The 20,941-nt window shown below is 64.1% G+C and carries 17 protein-coding genes and 1 pseudogene; 5 read left to right on the top strand and 13 right to left on the bottom strand.

All coding sequences use genetic code 11. The features are described from left to right. Positions 1 to 28: 28 nt before the first annotated feature. Positions 29 to 259: pseudogene (locus ACMV_RS22060) on the top strand (molybdopterin dinucleotide binding domain-containing protein); the annotation flags it as partial. A 210-nt stretch (positions 260 to 469) separates the two neighbouring features. Here ACMV_RS22060 and istB read toward each other — a convergent pair. The 9 genes from istB to ACMV_RS18510 form a co-directional block, all read right to left on the bottom strand. Next, positions 470 to 1,264 carry an IS21-like element helper ATPase IstB gene (gene istB / locus ACMV_RS18475; protein ID WP_013641220.1) on the bottom strand — a complete coding sequence of 265 codons (795 nt, stop codon included), beginning with the start codon at positions 1,262 to 1,264 and terminating at the stop codon, positions 470 to 472. Then, the gene (istA, locus tag ACMV_RS18480) at positions 1,254 to 2,783 is read right to left on the bottom strand and encodes an IS21 family transposase (RefSeq protein ID WP_081479292.1); all 1,530 of its coding nucleotides are present in this window, start codon (positions 2,781 to 2,783) and stop codon (positions 1,254 to 1,256) included. The genes istB and istA overlap by 11 nt, the downstream gene beginning before the upstream one ends. A 302-nt stretch (positions 2,784 to 3,085) precedes the next feature. Next, a complete protein-coding gene (locus ACMV_RS18485; protein ID WP_013641222.1) occupies positions 3,086 to 4,102 on the bottom strand; it encodes an IS110 family RNA-guided transposase in 1,017 nt (338 codons plus the stop codon). A gap of 22 nt (positions 4,103 to 4,124) precedes the next feature. After that, the gene (locus ACMV_RS18490; protein ID WP_148361043.1) at positions 4,125 to 6,011 is read right to left on the bottom strand and encodes a VTT domain-containing protein; all 1,887 of its coding nucleotides are present in this window, start codon (positions 6,009 to 6,011) and stop codon (positions 4,125 to 4,127) included. A 487-nt stretch (positions 6,012 to 6,498) separates the two neighbouring features. Then, positions 6,499 to 6,903: a hypothetical protein gene (locus ACMV_RS18495; protein WP_013641224.1), complete on the bottom strand. Its 405-nt coding sequence runs from the start codon at positions 6,901 to 6,903 to the stop codon at positions 6,499 to 6,501. 4 nt (positions 6,904 to 6,907) lie between these two features. Next, positions 6,908 to 7,435 (bottom strand): hypothetical protein, encoded by a 528-nt coding sequence (locus tag ACMV_RS18500; protein WP_231844555.1) that lies wholly within the window; start codon positions 7,433 to 7,435, stop codon positions 6,908 to 6,910. Positions 7,436 to 7,549: 114 nt separating this feature from the next. Further along, positions 7,550 to 8,917: an IS5 family transposase gene (locus tag ACMV_RS18505; protein WP_013641226.1), complete on the bottom strand. Its 1,368-nt coding sequence runs from the start codon at positions 8,915 to 8,917 to the stop codon at positions 7,550 to 7,552. A gap of 142 nt (positions 8,918 to 9,059) precedes the next feature. Further along, positions 9,060 to 9,188 carry a hypothetical protein gene (locus ACMV_RS21900; RefSeq protein WP_269447799.1) on the bottom strand — a complete coding sequence of 43 codons (129 nt, stop codon included), beginning with the start codon at positions 9,186 to 9,188 and terminating at the stop codon, positions 9,060 to 9,062. Then, positions 9,185 to 9,691 carry a hypothetical protein gene (locus ACMV_RS18510; protein WP_013641227.1) on the bottom strand — a complete coding sequence of 169 codons (507 nt, stop codon included), beginning with the start codon at positions 9,689 to 9,691 and terminating at the stop codon, positions 9,185 to 9,187. Before ACMV_RS18510 ends, ACMV_RS21900 begins: the two co-directional genes overlap by 4 nt. Positions 9,692 to 9,815: 124 nt before the next feature. Between ACMV_RS18510 and ACMV_RS20355 the strand changes: the two genes are divergently transcribed. Then, on the top strand, positions 9,816 to 10,139 hold the full coding sequence (locus tag ACMV_RS20355; protein ID WP_013641228.1) for a type II toxin-antitoxin system RelE/ParE family toxin: 324 nt from the start codon (positions 9,816 to 9,818) through the stop codon (positions 10,137 to 10,139). Next, the gene (locus ACMV_RS20360) at positions 10,136 to 10,408 is read left to right on the top strand and encodes a helix-turn-helix domain-containing protein (RefSeq protein WP_013641229.1); all 273 of its coding nucleotides are present in this window, start codon (positions 10,136 to 10,138) and stop codon (positions 10,406 to 10,408) included. Before ACMV_RS20355 ends, ACMV_RS20360 begins: the two co-directional genes overlap by 4 nt. Positions 10,409 to 10,497: 89 nt before the next feature. On the opposite strand, the gene ACMV_RS18520 is transcribed toward ACMV_RS20360, so the two are convergent. Genes ACMV_RS18520 through ACMV_RS20365 form a run of 4 tightly spaced genes read right to left on the bottom strand, consistent with a single transcriptional unit; the run spans position 10,498 to position 15,018 of the window. Continuing rightward, complete coding sequence (locus tag ACMV_RS18520; RefSeq protein ID WP_013641230.1) at positions 10,498 to 12,810, bottom strand: HAD-IC family P-type ATPase; 2,313 nt, start codon at positions 12,808 to 12,810, stop codon at positions 10,498 to 10,500. 28 nt (positions 12,811 to 12,838) lie between these two features. Then, positions 12,839 to 13,567 (bottom strand): hypothetical protein, encoded by a 729-nt coding sequence (locus ACMV_RS18525; protein ID WP_231844556.1) that lies wholly within the window; start codon positions 13,565 to 13,567, stop codon positions 12,839 to 12,841. After that, a complete protein-coding gene (locus tag ACMV_RS18530) occupies positions 13,564 to 14,454 on the bottom strand; it encodes a P-loop NTPase family protein (RefSeq protein WP_013641232.1) in 891 nt (296 codons plus the stop codon). Before ACMV_RS18530 ends, ACMV_RS18525 begins: the two co-directional genes overlap by 4 nt. Before the next feature lie 9 nt (positions 14,455 to 14,463). Then, positions 14,464 to 15,018 (bottom strand): hypothetical protein, encoded by a 555-nt coding sequence (locus tag ACMV_RS20365; RefSeq protein ID WP_081479293.1) that lies wholly within the window; start codon positions 15,016 to 15,018, stop codon positions 14,464 to 14,466. Positions 15,019 to 15,282: 264 nt separating this feature from the next. Here ACMV_RS20365 and ACMV_RS18535 point away from each other — a divergent pair, with 264 nt between their 5' ends. Further along, positions 15,283 to 15,621, top strand: coding sequence for a hypothetical protein (locus ACMV_RS18535; protein WP_013641234.1), 339 nt, complete (start codon positions 15,283 to 15,285; stop codon positions 15,619 to 15,621). Next, a complete protein-coding gene (gene mobF, locus ACMV_RS18540; RefSeq protein ID WP_013641235.1) occupies positions 15,615 to 20,714 on the top strand; it encodes a MobF family relaxase in 5,100 nt (1,699 codons plus the stop codon). Before ACMV_RS18535 ends, mobF begins: the two co-directional genes overlap by 7 nt. Positions 20,715 to 20,941: the final 227 nt, after the last annotated feature.

The raw sequence follows: 20,941 nt of genomic DNA on the forward strand, positions 1-20,941 counted from the left end.
GTCAACCGGATAGGCAAGCAATGATCAAGGCAATGAGACCTTCGCCGTCTATGAAACCGACGCGGTGCCGCCAGGAACAGTGTTTGCACTAATGTACCATTGGCTCGGCACCTCAAACAGCCTCACCTCGCCCTACACTGACCCGATGAGCACAAATCCCTGGTATAAAGGAACGCGCGTCGGAATCCGAAAATTATCCGGTGGCCTTGCGAGTGTTGTGGCAACGACAAGTTATCGGCAAACCAATACGTTTACTTGAATCTCTTGTGTCGGCGGCACTTGAATATAGGACAGCTGATCTTGCCTGGAGGGCTTCGTAGAGCGCAGATTTACCTGCCTGGAGTCTTTTCTTACGGTCAGTCAGGCCAGACCTTATGAGTGCGTATGCTTCTTGGATGTTGATTTCCGCTGAGATCTGACCCGGGGATTCCATCGAGATTTGACCCGCCCATAGTTTATGATTTGAGTTTCATGATGGGGTCAAGGCTGGATTTTTCTCCTTTCGTTTTTGGGATTTCTGCACGGAGCTATTTTTGAACCTGAAGCTGTCATTTCCGGTCTCGAGGATATGGCAGTGGTGGGTGAGGCGATCGAGGAGCGCGGTGGTCATCTTGGCGTCGCCGAAGACGGCGGACCATTCGCTGAAGCTCAGGTTGGTGGTGATGACGACGCTGGTGCGCTCGTAGAGCTTGCTGAGCAGATGGAACAGCAAAGCGCCGCCTGAGGCGCTGAAGGGCAGATAGCCAAGCTCATCGAGGATGACGAGGTCGGCATGGATCAGACGGCCGGCGATTTGCCCAGCCTTTCCCTGAGCCTTTTCCTGCTCCAGAGCATTTACCAGCTCGACGGTGGAGAAGAAGCGGACGCGCTTTTTGTGATGCTCGACGGCCTGCACGCCGAGCGCGGTGGCGATGTGGGTTTTGCCCGTGCCCGGGCCGCCGACGAGCACGACATTGTCGGCGGGTTCGATGAAGTCGCAACGATGCAACTGGCGGACCAGGGCCTCATTGACCTCGCTGCTGGCGAAGTCGAAGCCGGCCAGGTCGCGATAGGCCGGGAAGCGGGCGGCCTTGAACTGATAGGCCATGGAGCGGACCTCGCGCTCAGCGGTCTCGGCCTTGAGCAACTGGGAGAGCACCGGGATGGCGGCTTCAAAGGCCGGGGCACCCTGCTGGGCCAGTTCATCGACGGCCTGTGCCATGCCGTGCATTTTGAGGCTGCGCAGCATGATGACGAGCGCGCCGGTGGCGGGATCATGACGCATGGCGGGCCTCCTCAGATTGGCGCAAGCTATCGTAGCGCTCGACGTCAGCCTTGGGTTCATTGGCCAATGTCAGTGCCTGTGGCGCGGTGATGACCGGAGGCGGAGCCTGTTTGCCGTCGATCAGCCGGTGGAGCCGGTTGATGATATGCGTCTTGGACGGCACGCCGTCCTCCAGCGCCAGTTCCACCGCCACCAACACCGCCTGCTCGTCATGGTGCAGCACCAGGGCCAGGATCTCCACCATCTCCCGGTCACCGCCAGGACGGCGCAGGAGATGTTGCTGCAGCCGCTTGAAGGCATCGGGCAATTCCAGGAACGGCGCACCGTTGCGCAAGGCGCCCGGCTTGCGCTGGATCACCGCCAGATAGTGGCGCCAGTCATACAAAGTGCGCCCTGGGCCGTTGTGCGTCCGGTCGATGATGCGCGGATGCTCGCAGATGATTTGCCCCTCCGCCGCCACCACCAGCCTGTCGGGATAGACCCGCAGGCTGACCGGCCGGTTGGCAAAAGAGGCCGGCACGCTGTAGCGGCTGCGCTCCAAGTGGATCAGGCAGGTCGAGGAGACCCGCTTGGTGTGTTCCACGAAGCCATCGAACGGACGGCCCACAGGCATGAGGCTCTCAACCTCGCTGGCCCAGACATCGGCAATGGTTCCCGGCTCGTTGCCATGCGCGGTCTGCTCCCACAGCTCCCGGCAGCGCCGCTCCAGCCAGTCGTTCAGGGCGTCCAAGCTTTCGAACGGAGGCATGGACTGCCACAGGCGGTGGCGTGCATCCTGAACGTTCTTCTCAACCTGCCCCTTCTCCCAACCGGCGGCCCGATTACAGAACTCGGCCTCGAAGAGATAATGGCTGGTCATCGCCAGGAAGCGGGCGTTGACGCTGCGCTCCTTGCCACGGCCGACCTTGTCAACGGCGGTGCGCATGTTGTCGTAAATCCCGCGCCGCGGCACGCCGCCGAGAGCTTGGAAGGCGTGGTTATGCGCGTCGAACAACATCTCATGTGTCTGCAGCAGATAGGCCCGGACAATGAACGCCCGGCTATGCGACAGTTTGGTGTGCGCCACCTGCAACTTGACGCGGACGCCACCGATGATCGCAAAATCTTCGCTCCAGTCAAACTGGAACGCCTCGCCAGGCGCAAAGGCCAAGGGCACGAAGGTTCCCCGGCCGGCGGTCTGCTGCAGCCGTTGGCACTCCTCCTTCCAAGCCCGGGCAAAGGCCGCCACACGATTGTAGGAACCGTCATAGCCCAGGCTGACGAGATCACCGTACAGCTGCTTGACCGTCCGCCGCTGCTTGCGCGGCCGGTTCCCCTCACGCCGCAGCCACGCCGAAAGCTTCTCGGCATAAGGATCAAGCTTGCTCGGCCGGTCCGGAACCTGAAACTTCGGCTCAATCACATCAGACCGAAGATATTTGCGGATCGTGTTCCGCGACACGCCTGTGCGCCGCGAAATCTCTCGGATCGGCACATGCTCACGCTTATGCCACCGGCGGATAATGCTCAAAAACGCCATGTCCAACACTCCGTTCGCCCCCGCCTCTTCCAGACGGGGAAACAGTCAAACATGGGTCATGTGTGGAACGGCCCGGGATTCAAGAGCGAGCTTCGAAGATGTGGCGGCGGCACGAATGCGGTCATGTGTCCGGCTTATCGGTGCGGCCTCATGACCGCCAGCCCAGATGGGATCCGCGAATGACATCCAAACAAATCTGCGGCATCGACGTGCCGTTGACCCAGGCTGGATTATCGCCATTCGTCGGTTCGACCGATCACCATCATCTTCTGTCGCTCCTGCCTCCCCGGCACCGGCCGCGGTCAGGCTGATGCCGGCTGCCGCCGGTATGCCTCGCCACGCGCCATCATCGCCCAGATGATCCGGGCGATCTTGTTGGCCAGAGCGATTGCCGCGATCTTGCGCGGCCGCCGCTCCAGCAATTGCAGCAGCCATGTGCTCGCCGATTTGCTGCCAGGCTTCGCGTATCGAACGACCGACATCGCACCGACGACCAGCAACTGGCGCAGCCGTTCATTGCCTGCCTTGCTGATCCTGCCAATCCGATGCTTTCCACCTGTCGAATGTTCTCGTGGCGTCAGTCCCAGCCACGCAGCGAAGTGGCGGCCACTCTCGAAATTCGCCGGGTTTATCGAGATCGCCATGGTAATCGCGGTAATTGGTCCAACGCCGGGGATCGCAGCGAGACGCTGGCTGACTGGGTTGGCCTTATGCTGTTCCAGCAACTGCCGGTCGATCGCCTCGATCTTCAGATCGAGTTCAGCAATGTGTCGCCCCATCTGAGCGAACATCGTCCGAGCACCTTCCGGGATGGCAGCCTCATTTGTCAGAACGCAGACCAGCGCCGCAACATTGCCGCAGCCCTTGGCCGCGACGATACCGAATTCACCGGCATGGCCACGTAAGGCGTTGATCGCCTGCGTTCGTTGCCCGACAAGCATCTCGCGGTGCTTCACGATAATCGTCGCGGCCTGCTCGTCGACCGTCTTCACCGGCACAGTGCGCATGTCCGGCCGAGCGGCAGCCTCGCTGATCGCTTCCGCGTCGTTGCGATCGTTCTTGCCGCGCTTTACGAAGGGCTTCACATACTGGGGAGGGATCAACTTGACCCGGTGACCCAAGGCGCCAAATTTTCGGCCCCAATGATGGCTTCCCGCGCAGGCTTCCAGAGCAATCTCTGTCGCGGGCACCTTGGCAAAGAAGGCTTCCATCTGCCCTCGCCGCAGATCCCGCCTCAGAATGACACGATCTTGCCCGTCAACGCCGTGTATCGTGAAAATATGCTTCGACGTATCGATCGATATCCGTTTAAATTCCATCGGAGCGGCCCTTTCATGATGGTCATTTGAGCGACCTCATCTTGGCACATCCGATGCCGTGGGCCGTTCCACCCCAACAGATCTCAGCGGAAATCAACAGCGTGATGACAGATACACCGGTTTTCCACAGACGCAGCACCAGCCGCTGATCGGCGACAAGCCCGTGCGCGGCGAGAATCATCACCAGATCCGCACTCCTTCCGTCATCCCAGCGCGGCAACACCGGGATGACAGAAGGCGTTGCGTGGGGTGCGAGGAACGCAAGCGCGTTGCGGAACGTCCACGGCGCCGGTGAGCGCCAACCGAGCTGGACGAGAGCGCGCCGAAGCCCGCCGGCCGGGCCGATCCACTGGATTGTCAGCGCGCCAGAAAAGCTGCCGAGCATGCCGAGGCTGCGTGCTGGCAGGTTTTGCCATCCGCGTTGTAGCCAGTCGCGGCACGTCATCGTCGAGCTCGTGCGCCCCCCTTCATGACGCGCCAGATCGGCATGGCGGTTGAGGGCGATCGCCGGCGTACCGGCGATGGCGAGCGTGGCCGCCGTGATGGCGACGAGGCGCCAGGGGGCCACCGGTTCGACCGGGCGCGCAACATAGGCGAGGCCGAGACCGGCCGCCCACGCGAATCCGAAGCTCAGCGCGGCCAATTCGGATGAAAACCAGTCCAGCCCGAGATAGACGCGACTACCGAGCTGCAGCGCCGCGAACAGGACCGTCGCCGTTATTAGTGTCAGGCGCGCGCGTGTGCCGAGCTGGCGGCCGGCGATAACGGTCAGGATACCATAGACCGCGCATGACGTTGCAAGATCGCCGCCCGGAAACGGCATCAAGCTCCAGCCGGGCGCAATCGGCGACGGTGGCGCGCGATGCAGAGCGAGATCAAGCCCCGCTGTAAACAGGGACGCGCCGATCACCGCGGCAATGCCGTAGGCCGCACCACGCCACGCACTCTGCCGGTCGAGCCAGACGAGCGCGACTACGGCGACCGCTAGCGTGACCACGCCGCTGCCAAGCCGCGAGAACGTCACCGCCGCTTCCATCGGGATGCCGCTTCGATAGGGCGCGAGGAAATGCAGGATCGCGTGATCGGCATAGACCAGCGGATCTCCGGCTATCAGGTCCTGCAGGATACCGAGCAAAAGCCACAGGCTACCGGCAAGGGCGCAGGCGAGGGTGATCAGGCCGGACAGTTCCGTCCTTGCCGGATCGAGGATGGAGGCCACCGCGCTCCGGATCCGCCCTTTGCCGCCGCGGGCCCAGGCAAGAGCAGGCCCGCGCCCGGTATCCAGCCAGTTGATCGCGAGGCGGAGAAGCCGTGGGACCAGCCAGAGCAGGAGCACGAGGCCAACGACTGAGCCGACGAGCAGGGCCTCGAGCCTGCCGGCCATGACGCCGAGAATGGCCAGCGAGGCGCCGACGAGAACCCCGGCGCCGACATGTGCGGGCGCCCAGATGACAGCGGACCCGACGTCGAGCAGATAAAAGCGAAGCGGACGCATACCGCTGACGCCGGCCACGATGGGCACCACCGCCCGCACGCCAGGCGTGAAGCGCGCAATGATCACGGCGGACCCGCCGTGGCGCTCGAAGAACGCCTGGCCTTTCGGCAAGAGCCCCGGATGCAGGTTCAGCGGCCAGAGTTCTGTCGCCCGGTCCCGGAACCGAGAGCCGAACCAGAAGGGCAGCCCGTCTCCCAGGATGGCACCTCCCGTGGACCAGGCCACCAGTGGCCAGAAATGCAGGGCGCCCGTAGGCACGAGAGCACCTAATCCAACGATAATAGCAGTTCCGGGCACAAGTGCTCCGATGACAGGAAAAGCTTCGGCTCCGGTAAGCACAAAAGCCAGAACGTACGCGAGGAACGCGTGTGTCTTGGCCGTATGGATAATCATATCAGAGAGGTGACCCAGCAAACCTCAATAGCTCCGCTTCGGTGTTCAACGCCTAATCTCCGTCCCCGGCGGTCGCCCTGCAAGCGTGGCGGCGCGAATGATATCAGGCAGGCATGATCAGATAGGGCCGCAGATCGCAACTATGGCCATCGACTGAGCGTATGGCCCGCTTTTCACAAATCGAGACATGGGGTCGTGTTTGCCACGCGAAGCACCGTCTCCAAAGTCGGCCTCGCGAACGCAAACGATCCCGAAAAGCCGACAGGCCACGCTATCAGAAGAAAACATTTACACTTTTGGAAGGTCGGCTTCAGAGCATCCAATTAGAGCCGGGGATGACCGGGAAGGGCGCAGAGCCGTTGCAGGCCAGCGCCGCCGAATGACCGGTCTTGGGTTCGGGTTGCCTCCTCCCTATGGCTCGGTAGGGTCGATTTAGACCCACCAACACGGCAACATGTTTACATGTAATCATTTGGCTTCTGGTAGACATTAAAAATGGCCAGCTCCATCAACGCCGAGGCGGCAAAACGGTGAACGCATATCGCTTCACCGGCCAGGCTTGCGCCCAGGCATGGAGTTGCAGTTGCCCGAAACGCAGCCGGTCATTGAGGAGCAGGCTGGCGCGTGAAAGCGTCATCATGAGGATGCCTGCGCCGAGCGCGAACGCGGCCAAGCGGAGCTTGTGGACCTCATAATTCAAAATGCAGGACAGGGCCGAGAAGAAGCCCAGCCAGAACAGGAGGCGGCGGAACCAGAGCACGAACCGCACCGCGAGAATGAGCACGTCGAGCACAGCCGCCACCAGAAAGCGCAAGGCGCCCCGGAGCAGGCCGAGCAAAGCGCGGCCGAGCTGGGAGGCGAAGCCAGCCGAGCGGCCCGGCGCATCCGGGGGAGGTGGGAAGCCCTCCTCCATCCCGCTACCCATGCGCGGCCGGGGCAACGTTCGGCGTGGTCCAAAGCCAGAGATGGCAAGCCGTGCGGCCGTCCTGATGCGCCACGTTCTTGCCGGTGCAGTCGGATTTCATCGTGTCGAGGATGGCGTTATCGCGCATGAGCTGGTGCCATTGCGCCAAGCCAGCCGGGCCTTGCGAGGCGAGGACGGATTGCTCAACGGCGCCGGCAGCATGAATCGTCCCGGCGGCCTGGCTGTACCCGGCCGCGTTGCCGCGCCAGTAGCCCAGGCCGAACCCAAGGGCGAGGATCACGATTGCCAGCGCCGCGCAGGAGGCGAGGGTTCGCCACCATACCCACCGTGACATGGCCTTGAGGCGCTGTTCTGCCGCTTGGGCAAAGGATGCCACAAACTGACGCGACAAATCCGCATGCGCGGCCTCGGCCTGGGCTTTCGCGGCCTTGAAGGCTTGATCGATGGTTTGCGCCAGGCCGTCCCGCGCCTGGCGCACGGCGCTGAAATCCCGATCGACATGCAGGCGGTGTTCAGCCATGGCGCGGCGTTGATCGGCGGCGATGGCAGCGGTCGAGCCCAGGAATACCCGGAGCGCCAGGAGCGTGTGAGCGGTGGGGTCATTGTCGAGCCGGGCAAGCTGGTCGTCTGTGAATTAAGCGACTTTGCTGTTCCGTAGGCGAAGGTCTGGAGAGGGTCTTGCGGCCGAGAGCCATGCGACGAGGGCGCAAAGAAGCCTGATCAGCCATCTGCGGAGGAGGCGTAGGTTGTGGCCGGCGCCGGCGAGGACGGCGTTGATGGCATCACCGTCGACGCCGAGCAGGAAGTTTCTTCCGAGATGGCCATCGGTCTTCATGTGGCCGATGACGGGTTCGATGGCGGCGCGTCGGCGCAACTCGCGGCGGATGGTGGGGGTGATGCCGCGTTTCTGGCGGGATATGAAGATCTTTCTGCCCTCGGCTTCGACGCCGTGGCCGCGATAGCCGCGGTCGACATAGGCGCGGGCGACGGCAACGCCGGTGATCCGCTCGACCTGCTCGATCTGGCCGGCCAGGGTGTGGCCGTCATAGGGATTTCCCGGCCGGCTCTGCATGCCGAGAACGAACTGACCGCCGGGTGCAGCGGCGTTGGTGGTGGCGATGGAGACCTTCACGCCGAATTCGAAGCGCGTCCTGGCCTTGCCCTTGCCGATGCACTCCACCTCGGGCGCGTGCAGGGAATAGAGCTTGTCGGCACCGCGATCGGAGCGCTTCTGGCGAAGCAGGCGATTGATCAGGCCCAGCGTTTCGGCGAACGCCGCCTTCGCCTCAGCGTTGCCTGCGATCTTGCGGGTGATGTCACGCGCCAGCCGGCCCAGCCAGGTCCGCAGCTTGCGCACGCGCGCCTCGGCCTCGCGGCGTTTGCCACCATGGTGCAGGCGCGCCGCCTCCTGCCTGGCGTAGCGCGCGACCCGGCGATAGGACTGGCGCAGCGTGATGCCGTGCCGGCGCGCCATCCGCGCCAGCGTCTCGATGCCGCTGTGCAGCAGCTTGCTGTCGGTCGGATGCGTCACGGCCTTTGGCTGGACCGTGGTATCGATGGTGACCCGCTCGTAGTGCGTCTCCGCCACGGCCCCACCCCGCTCTGCAGCCACCAGCGTCTCGGCGAGCAGGGCCTCCATCCGCTCCGCCCCGATCCGCTTGCGCCAGCGCGTCATCGAGGATCGATCGAGCGGCAGCGTGTGCTGGAAATGCGTCTCGCCGCAGAATGCCTGGACATACGGACTGTCGAGATAGCGCGCGCAGATCGCTTCGTCGGACAGCCCATCCATGTGCTTGAGAAGATGCAGCGCCACCATCAGGCGGGTCGGCAGCGCGGGACGTCCGGCCGCCTCGGCGTAGAGTGCGCCAAAGCGTTCCTCGAAAACCCGCCAGTCGATCAGCCGGGCCAGCCGCACCAGGGGATGCCGCTGGTCGATGATGTTCTCCAGCCGCGAGCGGAACAGTTCGAGATCATCCTGCGAGGCACTCAGCTTCGGCGGCATTCTTTCCTCCACGCCAAACACATGATGTTCGGCATCAACGGGAGAGAATCACGATCGCGACCACCGCGCAACGCTCCAACGGTTTTGCAAGGTTTTCCCACTCAGGTCTCCCAGACCTTGCAAATCCCGATACTACCCGATCCTAAAAAATCATGAATATATCAACAAAGTTCGATTTTTCACAGGTGACAAGCTGTTCGGCCCGATCCAGCTCCGCTTGCGCGGCGCGGATCGCGGCCTCTGTCTCGCTCTGATCGACAGCCTCGCTCATGGCATCCACGATTTCACGCCGGCGAATTGCTCATCCATCGCCTTGAGCCAGTGGCCCACCCGCGAGCGGTTGAACACCCCGAGCGGCGGTTCTGTCTGACCGTCCCGTGCCGCGACGAAACTCGCGGTGCGGGCCTCGACCGCCTCGGCAGCGTGCAGGCGCGGCATCCAGAGGGTGAGTGCCCCGTCTGCTGTTTCATCGCGATAGACGTTCGAGGAGGTCACGCGCCCGAATGCCTGGTCACGCGATTGTCCGGCCAGAGCCATACCTTCATTGAGCACGAAGGCTCGTGCGCGGGGCTTAAAGCCCAAAGCGCCGAGCGTGGCGGCTGGGGTTAAATCCTCGGGATGCGGGCCGGCGAGGTAGAACATCACCACCGCCATGCCCGCATCCTCAATCATTGCATCGAAGCCGGGCATTTCTCCGGCTATGGTGCGCAGGATCGTATCGCCACCCCCCAGATCGATGATGGCGGTTTGTTTTTCGGCGATGGCGAACTCCATGAAATCTTGCAGCCAGTCGCGAACGGCGGCCTGATTGAAGGTGTCCGGCCAATAGTATCGAGTTTTGAGCAGGGCAGGGTAAACCGGGCTTGCAGCAATATAGCTAATACGCTATATAGCGTATATGAGATGGTCGGTTGAGACTCTGGATGTCGTGGATGATGAGATCATGGAGTTGCCGCCGAAGTTGCAAGCCCGGTTGCTACGGCTGTTCGAGATGGTTGAAAGCCTCGGATTGGACCAGCTTCATGAGCCGCATGTCAAACATTTAGATGGGAAGCTTTGGGAGCTTCGAGCAAAGGCAGCGGAAGGAATAGCGCGGGGCATCTATGTAGCGGTGACAGGGCGACGAGTGGTCGTCTTGCATGTCTTTGTCAAGAAGTCACAGAAAACCCCAAGGCGGGCATTGGAGCTTGCACAAGAGAGAATGAAAGAGGTGAAGCCATGACAAAACTTGGCGAGTTGAAGAAAAAGCTAATGGAAAACCCCGAGTTTCGGGTAGAATATGCACAGGCGGATGCAGATTATAGGCTGATCGAGGAGATGATCCGCGTGCGGATGGAAGCTAAGCTGACGCAATCCGAATTGGCACTGAAGATTGGAACCACACAGTCTGCCATTGCCAGATTAGAAGGCGGTAAAGTGTCACCATCCGTTTCGACGCTGCGTCGCTATGCGGAAGCAACGGGGCATCAACTGAAAGTCTCGTTTGTTTAAGTTTACGCAGAGGAAGCGGGTGTCCAGCTGATTGGGCATTTGGCCGCTATACGAGCCTGGGCAAATCGTCAAGCTCGCAACACGGGTCGTCACCCGGCGTGGCTGAATCCCCTGCGCTCCACCCGCACGGCAAGATGTTTCAAAAGATCGAGCAGCAGCGTGAACACGGCCGCGCTGATCATGATTGTGCCCAGAATCTTCCACCCAAGCGGTGCCATCAAGATACCCATCCCCGCAACCAGCAGGCTGAACCCAACCATGGCGAGCGTGGCGACGCTCAGCCAGAGGCTGGGCGTCGAGGACCAGAACCAGCGCTCCTCGCGGATGACATAAACGCTGGCCTGGATTGCCAGCATGAGGGTGAGGAAAGAGAGCGAGCGGATTTGCGGCAGTGGCAGATGCCAGATCACGCGCCCGGCCAGAAGCATCAACGCCGCATAGCCGAGCGTGGCCAAACCATAAACCCCGCCTTCGGTGATGATCCGGCCGATGCGCCAGCGCCGGGGATGAGAAGAGGGCAAGGCGCGATCCGTTGTAATCGCCATGGTCAGGAAATCATTGACGATCAGCAGCAAAACCATCAGCAGCGGCGTTAGAACCGCATGTCCGGTCATCACCAATCCGAGCGCCAGATAAAGAACGAAGGCGATTTTGCGGACCACCATCGACAGCGTGTAAGTGCGGATGCGCTGAAACGCCGCCCTGCCCTCGCGGATGGCATCCAGTATGCCGGCCAGCCCGGGTGAGGTGAGCACCAGCCCTGCCGCCGCCTTGGCGACATCGGTGGCCGTTGAAACGGCAATGCCCATCTGCGCCTGACGCAGCGCCGGGGCGTCGTTGGTGCCGTCGCCGCACATGCCGACGACATGGCCGCCGTGCTGGAACAGCTTTACCAGGCGGAATTTCTGCTCCGGAAACACGCCGGCGAACACGCCGTAATCACCTGGCGCGGCCAATGTTTCGAGCGTTGCAGAATCGCAAATATCGCCCGTGATGCCAACGGATTTGGCAATCACCCTGGCCGTCTCCGGCGCGTCGCCCGTGACCATGACCACACGCACGCCAAGCTCCTGCAAGGCTGTGATGAGGCTGGCCGCATCCTCGCGCGGCGGGTCGGCAAGGCCGAGTAATCCGAGCAGGACAGTGGCGGCGCCAACGGTCCGGGTGACGGCAAGCACCCGGCAGCCGGCCTCGGCCAGATGCTGCCGTGCAACTTCCTGCTCAGCGGAAAGCGGGACTTGGAGCAACGCGCCAAGCGCCCCTTTACGGAGCAGGCTGCCATCCGCTAGCCGCGCTTGCGCATATTTGCACGCTGGATCGAAAGGCGTGAAGCCCGTGGCTTCAGGCACTGCCACGCCGCGTAACCGGGCGGCATTGATAATCACCTGATCAACCGGATCGCCGCCCTCCGACGAAGCGGCAGCCGCGGCGGCCAGCACGGCGTTTTCAGCCATGCCGTCAAAGCCGATGATCGTTTCAATCGACAGCGCATTCTGCGTTAATGTTCCGGTTTTGTCCGAGCAGAGTAGGCTCATCGTCGCCGCCTCGTTGATCGCGGCGAGCCTTGTGGGCAGCACCGCGCCGCGCACCAGCCGCCGGGCCGAAAGCGCCGCGGCCAGGGTAAAGGTGGAAGGCAGGGCAACGGGGATGGAAGCAAGCAGGGCGGTCAGCAGCAAGGGCACGGTTTCGGCGAAGCTCCGGCCAATCGCATGGGCATAGGCGAGCATCGCCAGCACCACGGCACCGTTGACCACGGCCAGATCCCGCACCACCGCCAGAACCGCGCGCTGCTCGCTGCTGACACCGTGAGCATCCTGCACCAAGGAAGCTGTTTTGCCGAAATAGGTGCGCGCGCCGGTGGCCACCACGATGCCGGTGGCCTCGCCCTGGCGGATCATCGCGCCGGCATAGGCCAGATCGCCCGGTTTGCGCTCAACCGGCAGGGATTCACCCGTCAGCATCGATTGGTCCGCCAGCACGTTGCCTGCGGCGATTTTAATATCGGCGGGCACCACCGCGCCAAGCGCCAGTTTTACCAGATCGCCGGGCACCAGCTGAGATGCACCGAGGCGCATCCAGCGTCCATCGCGCCGGACCGAGGCCATCACCGCCAGTGTCCGCCGGAGCGCCTTGACCGCCGCCTTGGCGCGGGCTTCCTGGGTCAGCCCCAGAATGGCGTTGAAAATCAGCAATACGGAAATAATGACAGCCTGCAGCCCGTGACCGAGAAACACTTCCAGCAGGATTGTGGCTTCGAGCATCCAAGGCAAAGGCGCCCATAATTTGGCTGCCAGCGCATGCGGCCAGCTCTCGGATTTATCCGCAACCTCGTTCGTACCAAATTGCCGCAAGAGCCTCTCGGCCTCGGCAGACGGCAAACCCTGCTCAATGTCCGCGCTCATACCGGCATCCGTTGGGTCTATACCCTGCTCATTGTCTCGCTTTCATGTGCATGGCCGCAATAGCGGCCGGTGCGACATTCGGCGTTGTCCATAGCCATAGATGGCAAGCCGTGCGGCCGTCCTGATGCGCCACGTTCTTGCTGGTGCAATCGGATTTCATCGTGTCGAGGATGGCGTTATCGCGCATGAGCTGGTGCCATTGCGCCAAGCCAGCCGGACCTTGCGAGGCAAGGACGGATTGCTCAACGGCCCCGGTAGCGTGAATCGTCCCGGCGGCCTGGCTGTACCCGGCCGCGTTGCCGCGCCAGTAGCCCAAGCCGAAGCCCAAGGCGAGGATCACGATTGCCAGCGCCGCGCAGGAGGCGAGGGTTCGCCACCATACCCACCGTGACATGGCCTTGAGGCGCTGTTCAGCCGCTTGGGCAAAGGAGGCTACGAACTGACGCGACAAATCCGCATGCGCGGCCTCTGCCTGGGCTTTCGCGGCCTTGAAGGCTTGATCGATGGTTTGCGCCAGGCCGTCCCGCGCCTGGCGCACGGCGCTGAAATCCCGATCGACATGCAAGCGGTGTTCAGCCATGGCGCGGCGCTGATCGGCGGCAATGGCGGCGGTCGAGCCCAGGAACACCCGGAGCGCGAGGAGCGTTTGAGCGGTGGGGTCGTTGTCGAGCCGGGCAAGCTGTTCGGCCCGATCCAGCTCCGCTTGCGCGGCGCGGATCGCGGCCTCTGTCTCGCTCTGATCGACAGCCTCGCTCATGGCATCCACGATTTCACGCCGGCGAATTGCTCATCCATCGCCTTGAGCCAGTGGCCCACCCGCGAACGGTTGAACACCCCGAGCGGCGGTTCTGTCTGACCGTCCCGTGCGGCGACGAAACTCGCGGTGCGGGCCTCGACCGCCTCGGCCGCGTGCAGGCGCGGCATCCAGAGGGTGAGCGCCCCGTCCGTTGTTTCATCGCGATAGACGTTGGAGGAGGTCACGCGCCCGAATGCCTGATCGCGCGATTGCCCCGGCGGTGCCACGCCTTCATTGAGCACGAACGCGCGAGCGCGAGGCTTGAAGCCCAAAGCGCCGAGCGTGGCGGCGGGGGTTAAATCCTCGGGATGCGGGCCGGCGAGGTAGAACATCACCACCGCCATGCCCGCCTCCTCAATCATTGCATCGAAGCCGGGCATTTCTGCGGCTATGGTGCGCAGGATCGTATCGCCACCCCCCAGATCGATGATGGCGGTTTGTTTTTCGGCGATGGCGAACTCCATGAAATCTTGCAGCCAGTCGCGAACGGCGGCCTGGTTGAAGGTGTCCGGCCGAGCAACCCCGCCGAAATAGGTCGAGAAGGTTGCGTTGGTGGGGTCAATATCAGCCAGGAGCGGAGCTTTCCCGTCCCGCTGTGCCATCTCGACGATCCAGCGCAGGAAGGTGGTTTTGCCGGTTTTGCCCCGGCCAGCCGCCAGGATGATCTTGGGCCGATCGGCGAGATCCAGGCCCTGAGCCACGGGTTTGGAACGGGTTTGCTCGCTGGTCAGCAGTGGCTTGATTTCCGCCGGCTTGAGTCCGGCGACGGCGCTGCCGGGGCGGAATACAGGGGGGGCGGGTTTTTGCGCGCCGGTGGGCTTCTTTTCTGATGAGGGGGCCTCAGTCATCAAATTCTCCTATCGGGATTTATCGCCACTCCATTTCGGATCGTCAGGATCGGCCGGAGCAGTTGGATCGCCGAGGGCGCGGCGTTCCGCAGCGGAAACGCCCCGGCCCTCATTTCTCATCCATGACCGTTGAAACTTGGGCACTGGCTGGGCCGCCTGGTCAGCCGGAGCAGTAGGATCACCGAGGGCCTGGCGTTCCGCAGGGGAAACACCCCGGCCCTCATTCCTTAACCTAACGGGCTTGAATCGAGGTTCGGGCGCCGGCGTGCTAGCCGGGGCCGCCGCAACCGGGCGCCCTTCGGCCCGTTGCTTGGCGACCAGGCGCCGCGCCCGCAGCCAATAGTTTTCGACGGTGCGCGGCGTGAGCGGCTGGCCGGTGCGCGAGACCAGCCCGGCCGCCGCAAAGTGCTCTGCCAGCCCTTTCCAATGCGCCCCATGCTTATCGAGAAGGGCGGCAAATTCGTCGTGGTGCTCGATAAACCAGACCATCAACGGCGACCGCCGGCGAAGGCCGGAAGCCATCGCCGCACTGAGCTTTTCAATATCGAGATCAGGCGCGGGCATGGGGAATCCTACCGATTTCAACCTCTGCACGTCAATAGAACGCAGCACAACCACAGCAGAATCACAGCATAAAGTCCGCCATATTCGTAGCAGATACGATGCAAAAACACAGCATATTCGCTGCATATCCGCGCCAGAAATCTCGCCAAACTCCCGCCAGTGTGCGGGCGGAGAAAGCGGAGAAGAAGTTACAGACCATTGCACCTATGGAGCTTGCGGCGCAAGAGGCAATGGCGTTAGGTTGATGGGCAGGAGTTCCGCCCGATGCCCGAGCCCGAAACCGCCCCGATGCCCCCGAAAGATGACCGCCTCGATGCCGTCATCCAGGCGCTGCGGCTGATGATCGAGACGCAGAACACGCACAGCCAAATGCTGGCGCGGTTGATCGAGCTGGCGACCCCTTCGGAAGAAAGCCCGCTTGAGGAATCCCTTGCGGAGATTGCCGGGGCGCTGCGCGATCAGACCACCGCGCTCCTGCAAATCGGCACGACGCTGGACGGGCTGGGGGCCGAGGTTGAGGCCGGGGTGATGCGCGGCCTCGCCACCGCGCTAGAGTCCGGCGAGGAGGCTACGCAGCAAGAGGCGGGCGGAGAGACATGCTGACGTTCCGCGCCGGTGCGGCTTCCACCTCATCCGGTGCCGCCGGGAAGATGGCGGACCACCTGATGACCATGACGCTGCCGGGCTTCGAGCAGGACATGGCGACGTATTATCAGCGCGGCATGATGGCCGAGGGTGGCCTTTGGCAGCCGGGCACTGAGGCGGCGGAAGATAACGCGGCGGCCACCGCCACGGACGCAGCTCGCCCTGGCACCATTCCCGAGCCCCGGCGCGACATGCACCCGGCCGTTGCTGCCGCGCTGGGGATTGACACCTCGCGCCCGCTGACCCGTGACGAGATTGCCGAGCTGCTGGCGGGCAATCGGGCGGATGGCGAGAAGATCGCGGGCAAACAATATCAGCGCGCGGTGACGCCGCTTGCCGAGGTGTTCGGGCTTGATCCGATGCGGTTGCCGACCCGCGCGGAGCTGGAAAACCTGCTTGCCGGCAAACGGGCTGACGGGTCCGATCTGCCGGCCGCGCCCGTGGAGGTGCTGCCTTCAACCCGTGCGCAGGACGCGGTGCCGACGGCGCCCGAGGCGGACGAGACGGAGGACCGCGACGCAGCCCTTGCTGCCGAAGCGGCGGCGCTTGGCGAGCTGGGGCACGCGCCAGACGGCCCGCCGCCCTGGCCGGATGATTTTGCCCCGCCCCCGATGGAGGAGGCGGCCGCATATGATCGTGATGCGGCGCTGGCGGCCGATTGGCAGGCGGATGTTGCGCGGGGCGGTGAACCTGCGGTGCCGCCGCGTGGCCCGGCGGCCGAGGAGAGGCCAGCGGAACCGCGCGCGATTGATGTTGCGGCGGCGCTTGATGCCGCCGGTGTGCCCTACCGGACCAGCGGCGGCCGGTTGCGCCTGCAAGCGACCTGGCGCGGGGTGGATAGCTGGACGGTTTCGGTCAACGCCACCACTGGCCAATGGACCGACTTTGCCGCCAGCGAAGGCGGGCGGTTCGAGAGCCTGGTGCGCCGGCTGGGCGTCAAAGCCGAGGCGGTCGAGCTGGACCCCGAGGCGGCCAAGGCAGCGCGCGAGGCCGAGGTGCGGCGCAACGCCTTTCGCAAGAGCATCGCCGGGAAAGTCTGGGATGAGGCGATTCCGGGCGCGGGCGAATTGCGCGAGCCGAATTTGCGCGGGTCGGTGGGGCAGAAATTGCGGCAGCGGGCGGCGCATGAGGCGCGCGTGGAAGAGGCCGAAGGCATGCGGGCGCCGGTTCGTGCCTACCTCAGCGGGCGCGGCCTCGATGCCGATTGGCTGATGAGCCAGGTGCGGCTGGTCCGGCCGCATCCGAACTATGATTCGGCGGAAGTGGCGGCTGGGGCGGCGGTGGTGATGCTGACGCCGATGTTTGGCCAGGATGAGGACGGCCGGGTACGGCTGACCGGCGTGCAGCGCACCTATCTGACCGAGGGCGGAGCAAAAATCGGCCGCCGGATGCTGGGGGCCTCGGGCGCCTGGCTGCTGCATCCGCCTGCTGGCGCGGCGGTGCCGATCGGGGGTCATGAGCAGGCGCGGGTTGCCGGTGAAGGCTTCGAGACCGTCGCGAGCGTGGTGCAGGCAACGCGGCAGGCTGGTGTTGTCGGGTACAATGCCGGCGGTCTGGTGGCCTGGGCCGGGCAGTTCACCGGCTCGACGCCGGTTGCGCTGCTGGCCGATCGCGACAATGCCCGCCTCCATAATGGCCGTGATGTTGGTGAGGCCGGGCAGAAGGCCGCGGCCAAGGCGGCGGCGCTGATCGAGGCCAATGGCGGCGAGGCGGTCTATCTTGAGCCGCCGGCTGATGTTGCGGGCGGGGCGAAGGGCACCGATTGGGCCGATGCCTTGCGCGCCGGCGGAGCCGCCGGTTTGCGGCAGGCACTGGCGGTGGCCGAGGCGTCGAGTGCGGCTGACCGGGCGCGGATCGAGGCGAAGCTGGCGCCCGCCTCTCCCAGCGCGGCGCCGGATGGTCCGTCCGCCCAAGAGGCCGAACAGAACCAGCCTGCCCCCCATCCCGAGCTTGTGCGGCTCTACAAGGCGCTAGGGGCCAAGGACGGAAACGGCCTTTCCGAGACCGAGCGGGCCAACATCCTTGATGGCAAGCGGGCGGATGGCGCGGCGCTGGATGCGGCCGATTGGCGGAACGCGGTGAACCGCTCGAAAACCCCGATCGGCTACGTTGATTTTACCTTCTCGGCCGACAAGACGATTTCGTTGGCATGGGCCTTCGCGCCGACCGAGGCGGAGCGCAACCAGCTTGCCCAGGCGCACAAGGATGCGGTGGCCGCGACCATGGCCGAGATCGAACAGGTCATTGGCCAGGCGCGGAAGGGCAAAGGCGGCAAGGAAGGCACTGAGCAGGGCCGCATCGGGTGGATCACCTTTGACCACTACACCGCCCGCCCCACCCTCGAAATCGCCCGCGAGACAGCGGACGGCCGCACGGAAACCGAGATCGTCTCCGTGAAGGTGGCTGGTGATCCGCAGCTTCATACGCATGTCGCGGTGCCGAATGTCATCGTCACTGAGAGCGGCCGTGTGGTGTCCCTGAACACGTTGCAGATGCATGGCCGCATTCATGAATGGGGGGCGATCTACCAGGCCCATCTCGCCCAGAATCTCCGGCGGGCGGGGGCCAGTATAGAATTGGACCGAACCACCGGCGCGGCGCGGCTCAGCGCCGTGCCGGAGGAGATCCGGGCGGCGTTCAGTAAGCGGACCCGCGATGCCCTTTCCGACGCGAAAGCCTATGCCGCTTCGGTGGGCGCGGAGTGGGACCGCATGACCGGCGACGAACGGATCAAGCTGCTGAAAGGCGGCGCCTTTGCCAGCCGTAGTGCCAAGGCCGACGATATGAGCGACTTCGCGAGCTGGCGGCGCCAGGCGGAGGAACGCGGCTACCAGCATAAGAGCGTTCTGCAGGACGCGGCGCCGGCGGAGACACTGACCGAAGCGGCCCGGCTTGACCGGGCCTACGAGGCCGCTGCGCGGGTGCTGGGCGAGCAGTTTGCCCGGCGGGCGGTCATCAAGGACGAGGACGAACGCGTTGCCGCAGCGCGTGGCCTGGTGGCGGCCGGCATCAAGGATGGCGGCGATGTGGACCGGGTGATTGCGCGGTTGCGGGCGCGTGGGGTTGTCGAGACGGGCGTTTCTGCTGGCAACGGTGAGCCCGCGCGCACCCAGATCATCGCGGTCGAGACCGTGCGGGATGACCCGGACAACCCGGATGTGAAGATCACCACAACCAGGCTGACGACGCGCGCCCATGTTGAGCAGGAGAGCGCGCTGGTCGAGCTGGCGGCACAGGCGGGCCGGGACCGGCGCGGGACGCTCAACCCGGCCCAGATCAAGCGCGGGATCGCGGCGAGCGGGCTGAGCTTCACCGGCGAACATGGCGTGGCGCAGCGCCGGATGATCGATCATCTCGGCATGAGCGGCCGGTTCGCGGTGGGGATCGGTGCGGCCGGGGCTGGCAAGACCACGCTGTTGAAGCCACTGGTGGCGGCGTGGCGTGACCAGGGCGCGGATATTCACGGGATCAGCCTTGGCTGGCGCCAGGCGCGCGAGCTACGCGAAGCCGGGCTGAATACCGAGGCCGAGACCGGCGGGCGTGACACGATCGCGGCCGTGTCGGTGTTCATCAACCGGGTGGAGAGCGGCCGGCTGGATTTGTCCAACCGCAGCGTCGTAGTGATCGATGAGCTGGGCACGATCGGCACGCGCCAGATGCTTGATCTGTTGCGGCTTCAGGAGCGGCACGGGTTCCGCATGGTGGCGATCGGTGATCCGAAGCAATGCCAGTCGATCGAGGCGGGCCAGGTGATCGGCCTTCTCGAAAAAGGGCTGGGCGAGGTGCCCTCCATCGAAAGCAGCGTGCGGCAGACCAATGAACGCGCGCGCGAAATCGCGGGCTTGCTGCGCAAAGGTGGCGCCGAAGCCGTTGGCAAGGCGCTGGATATGAAGCGGCAGGACGGCACGGCCGAGATTGTCGCCGGTGGTCATAGCGAGGTGATTGCGCGGGCCGCCGCGCTCTGGGATGAGCGTAGGGCCGCGAACGCTGACAGGTCGCGCTTTACGCTTTCGATCAGCACTCCGACCAATCAGGACGCGCGCGCGATTGGCGAGGCGATCCGGCAACGGCTGCTGGCCTCTGGCGAGCTGGGGCAGAGCTGCATGACGCTGGCGGCGATCGACAAGAATACCGGCGAGCACTACGCCATGCCGATCGCCACTGGCGAAAAAATCCGGCTATTCGCCCGGACCAACGCCGCGATGCTGGATGGCGGCAAGGGCGCGATCGGGGATAACGGCTCGATCCTCGAAATCACCAGCATCCGCGACGAGGGCCTGGTGCTGCGGAACGACCATGGCCGCGAGGGCTTTGTGAAGTGGGACACGTTGGCCGACAAGGAAACCGGCCGGATGCGGCTGGCCTACGGCTATGCCATGACCACCAACACGGCCCAGGGCATCACCACGACCGAGCATATCTTTGTAACACCGGGCGGCTCGCAGACCACGGACGGCTTCAAGACCTATGTATCCGGGTCGAGGCACCGGGAGCGGGATTACTGGCTCACCTCGGAAGGCGCCGAGCGTCAGGAGATCGCGGGGCGGCGGCCGTTGGGTGATCCGCGTCCCATCCGCGAGCACGACATCTGGACGAACTGGACGCGGAACATCGCGCGCCAGCCTGAAAAGACCAATGCGCTCGATTTGGTGAAGATCGGCGAAGAGGCCCGCCGCAATGCCGCCCGCGCCTTCCTAAAGGGGCTGGCGGCCGACGAAAAGCGCGAGGCCGCTGGCTTGCCCTCTGACCTGTCCCAGCGTTTCGCGCGCACCCAGGCCCGTGCTGGTGCGCAAGGAAGCTTGACTGAAACCATGGCCCGCGCTGCCGAGGAGAAGGGGCAGGCGCTGGCCCGCATCGAGCGGGCGGCCCCTGCCGTGCGGGCAGCTGTGGCGGCGGGCTGGGAGCGGGCGCGGCCGTTGATCGAGGCAGCGCATCGGAGCGCCCGGGCGCGGCTACAGAGAGCGCTGGAGGGGCATCGGCGCCAGGCGCAGCACCAAGCCGAGGAACGGCCGGTTGAACAGGAAAGCCGGAAGCGCGGACGCGGGCGGTAGCAACGGCCAGAAGGGGGGTCTCTTGGCTACTGAGAGACTGCACTCTTGGGCAGCCGAAGAGGGGATCTGGGTTCAGATGGTTAACTGCGAACCCAAGCTAACTATAGTTCCCACTCTATCATAAATAGACAAGAAATCACCATATACATCAATACTTTACTGAATGCTGCTCTACAAGTGCCATGAACAATACCATGCTCAGCTCCACAGCACTTGGGTGACGCCAA

The sequence above is a fragment of the Acidiphilium multivorum AIU301 genome (assembly GCF_000202835.1).
GTDB lineage: Bacteria > Pseudomonadota > Alphaproteobacteria > Acetobacterales > Acetobacteraceae > Acidiphilium > Acidiphilium multivorum.

Coding starts and splice junctions, on each gene's coding strand:
- istB (WP_013641220.1), bottom strand. CDS start 1,264: ATGCGTCATGATCCCGCCACCGGCGCGCTCGTCATCATGCTGCGCAGC.
- istA (WP_081479292.1), bottom strand. CDS start 2,783: ATGGCGTTTTTGAGCATTATCCGCCGGTGGCATAAGCGTGAGCATGTG.
- ACMV_RS18485 (WP_013641222.1), bottom strand. CDS start 4,102: ATGGAATTTAAACGGATATCGATCGATACGTCGAAGCATATTTTCACG.
- ACMV_RS18495 (WP_013641224.1), bottom strand. CDS start 6,903: ATGGAGGAGGGCTTCCCACCTCCCCCGGATGCGCCGGGCCGCTCGGCT.
- ACMV_RS18500 (WP_231844555.1), bottom strand. CDS start 7,435: ATGGCTGAACACCGCCTGCATGTCGATCGGGATTTCAGCGCCGTGCGC.
- ACMV_RS18505 (WP_013641226.1), bottom strand. CDS start 8,917: ATGCCGCCGAAGCTGAGTGCCTCGCAGGATGATCTCGAACTGTTCCGC.
- ACMV_RS21900 (WP_269447799.1), bottom strand. CDS start 9,188: ATGAGCGAGGCTGTCGATCAGAGCGAGACAGAGGCCGCGATCCGCGCC.
- ACMV_RS18510 (WP_013641227.1), bottom strand. CDS start 9,691: ATGGAGTTCGCCATCGCCGAAAAACAAACCGCCATCATCGATCTGGGG.
- ACMV_RS20355 (WP_013641228.1), top strand. CDS start 9,816: ATGAGATGGTCGGTTGAGACTCTGGATGTCGTGGATGATGAGATCATG.
- ACMV_RS20360 (WP_013641229.1), top strand. CDS start 10,136: ATGACAAAACTTGGCGAGTTGAAGAAAAAGCTAATGGAAAACCCCGAG.
- ACMV_RS18520 (WP_013641230.1), bottom strand. CDS start 12,810: ATGAGCGCGGACATTGAGCAGGGTTTGCCGTCTGCCGAGGCCGAGAGG.
- ACMV_RS18525 (WP_231844556.1), bottom strand. CDS start 13,567: ATGAGCGAGGCTGTCGATCAGAGCGAGACAGAGGCCGCGATCCGCGCC.
- ACMV_RS18530 (WP_013641232.1), bottom strand. CDS start 14,454: ATGACTGAGGCCCCCTCATCAGAAAAGAAGCCCACCGGCGCGCAAAAA.
- ACMV_RS20365 (WP_081479293.1), bottom strand. CDS start 15,018: ATGCCCGCGCCTGATCTCGATATTGAAAAGCTCAGTGCGGCGATGGCT.
- ACMV_RS18535 (WP_013641234.1), top strand. CDS start 15,283: ATGCCCGAGCCCGAAACCGCCCCGATGCCCCCGAAAGATGACCGCCTC.
- mobF (WP_013641235.1), top strand. CDS start 15,615: ATGCTGACGTTCCGCGCCGGTGCGGCTTCCACCTCATCCGGTGCCGCC.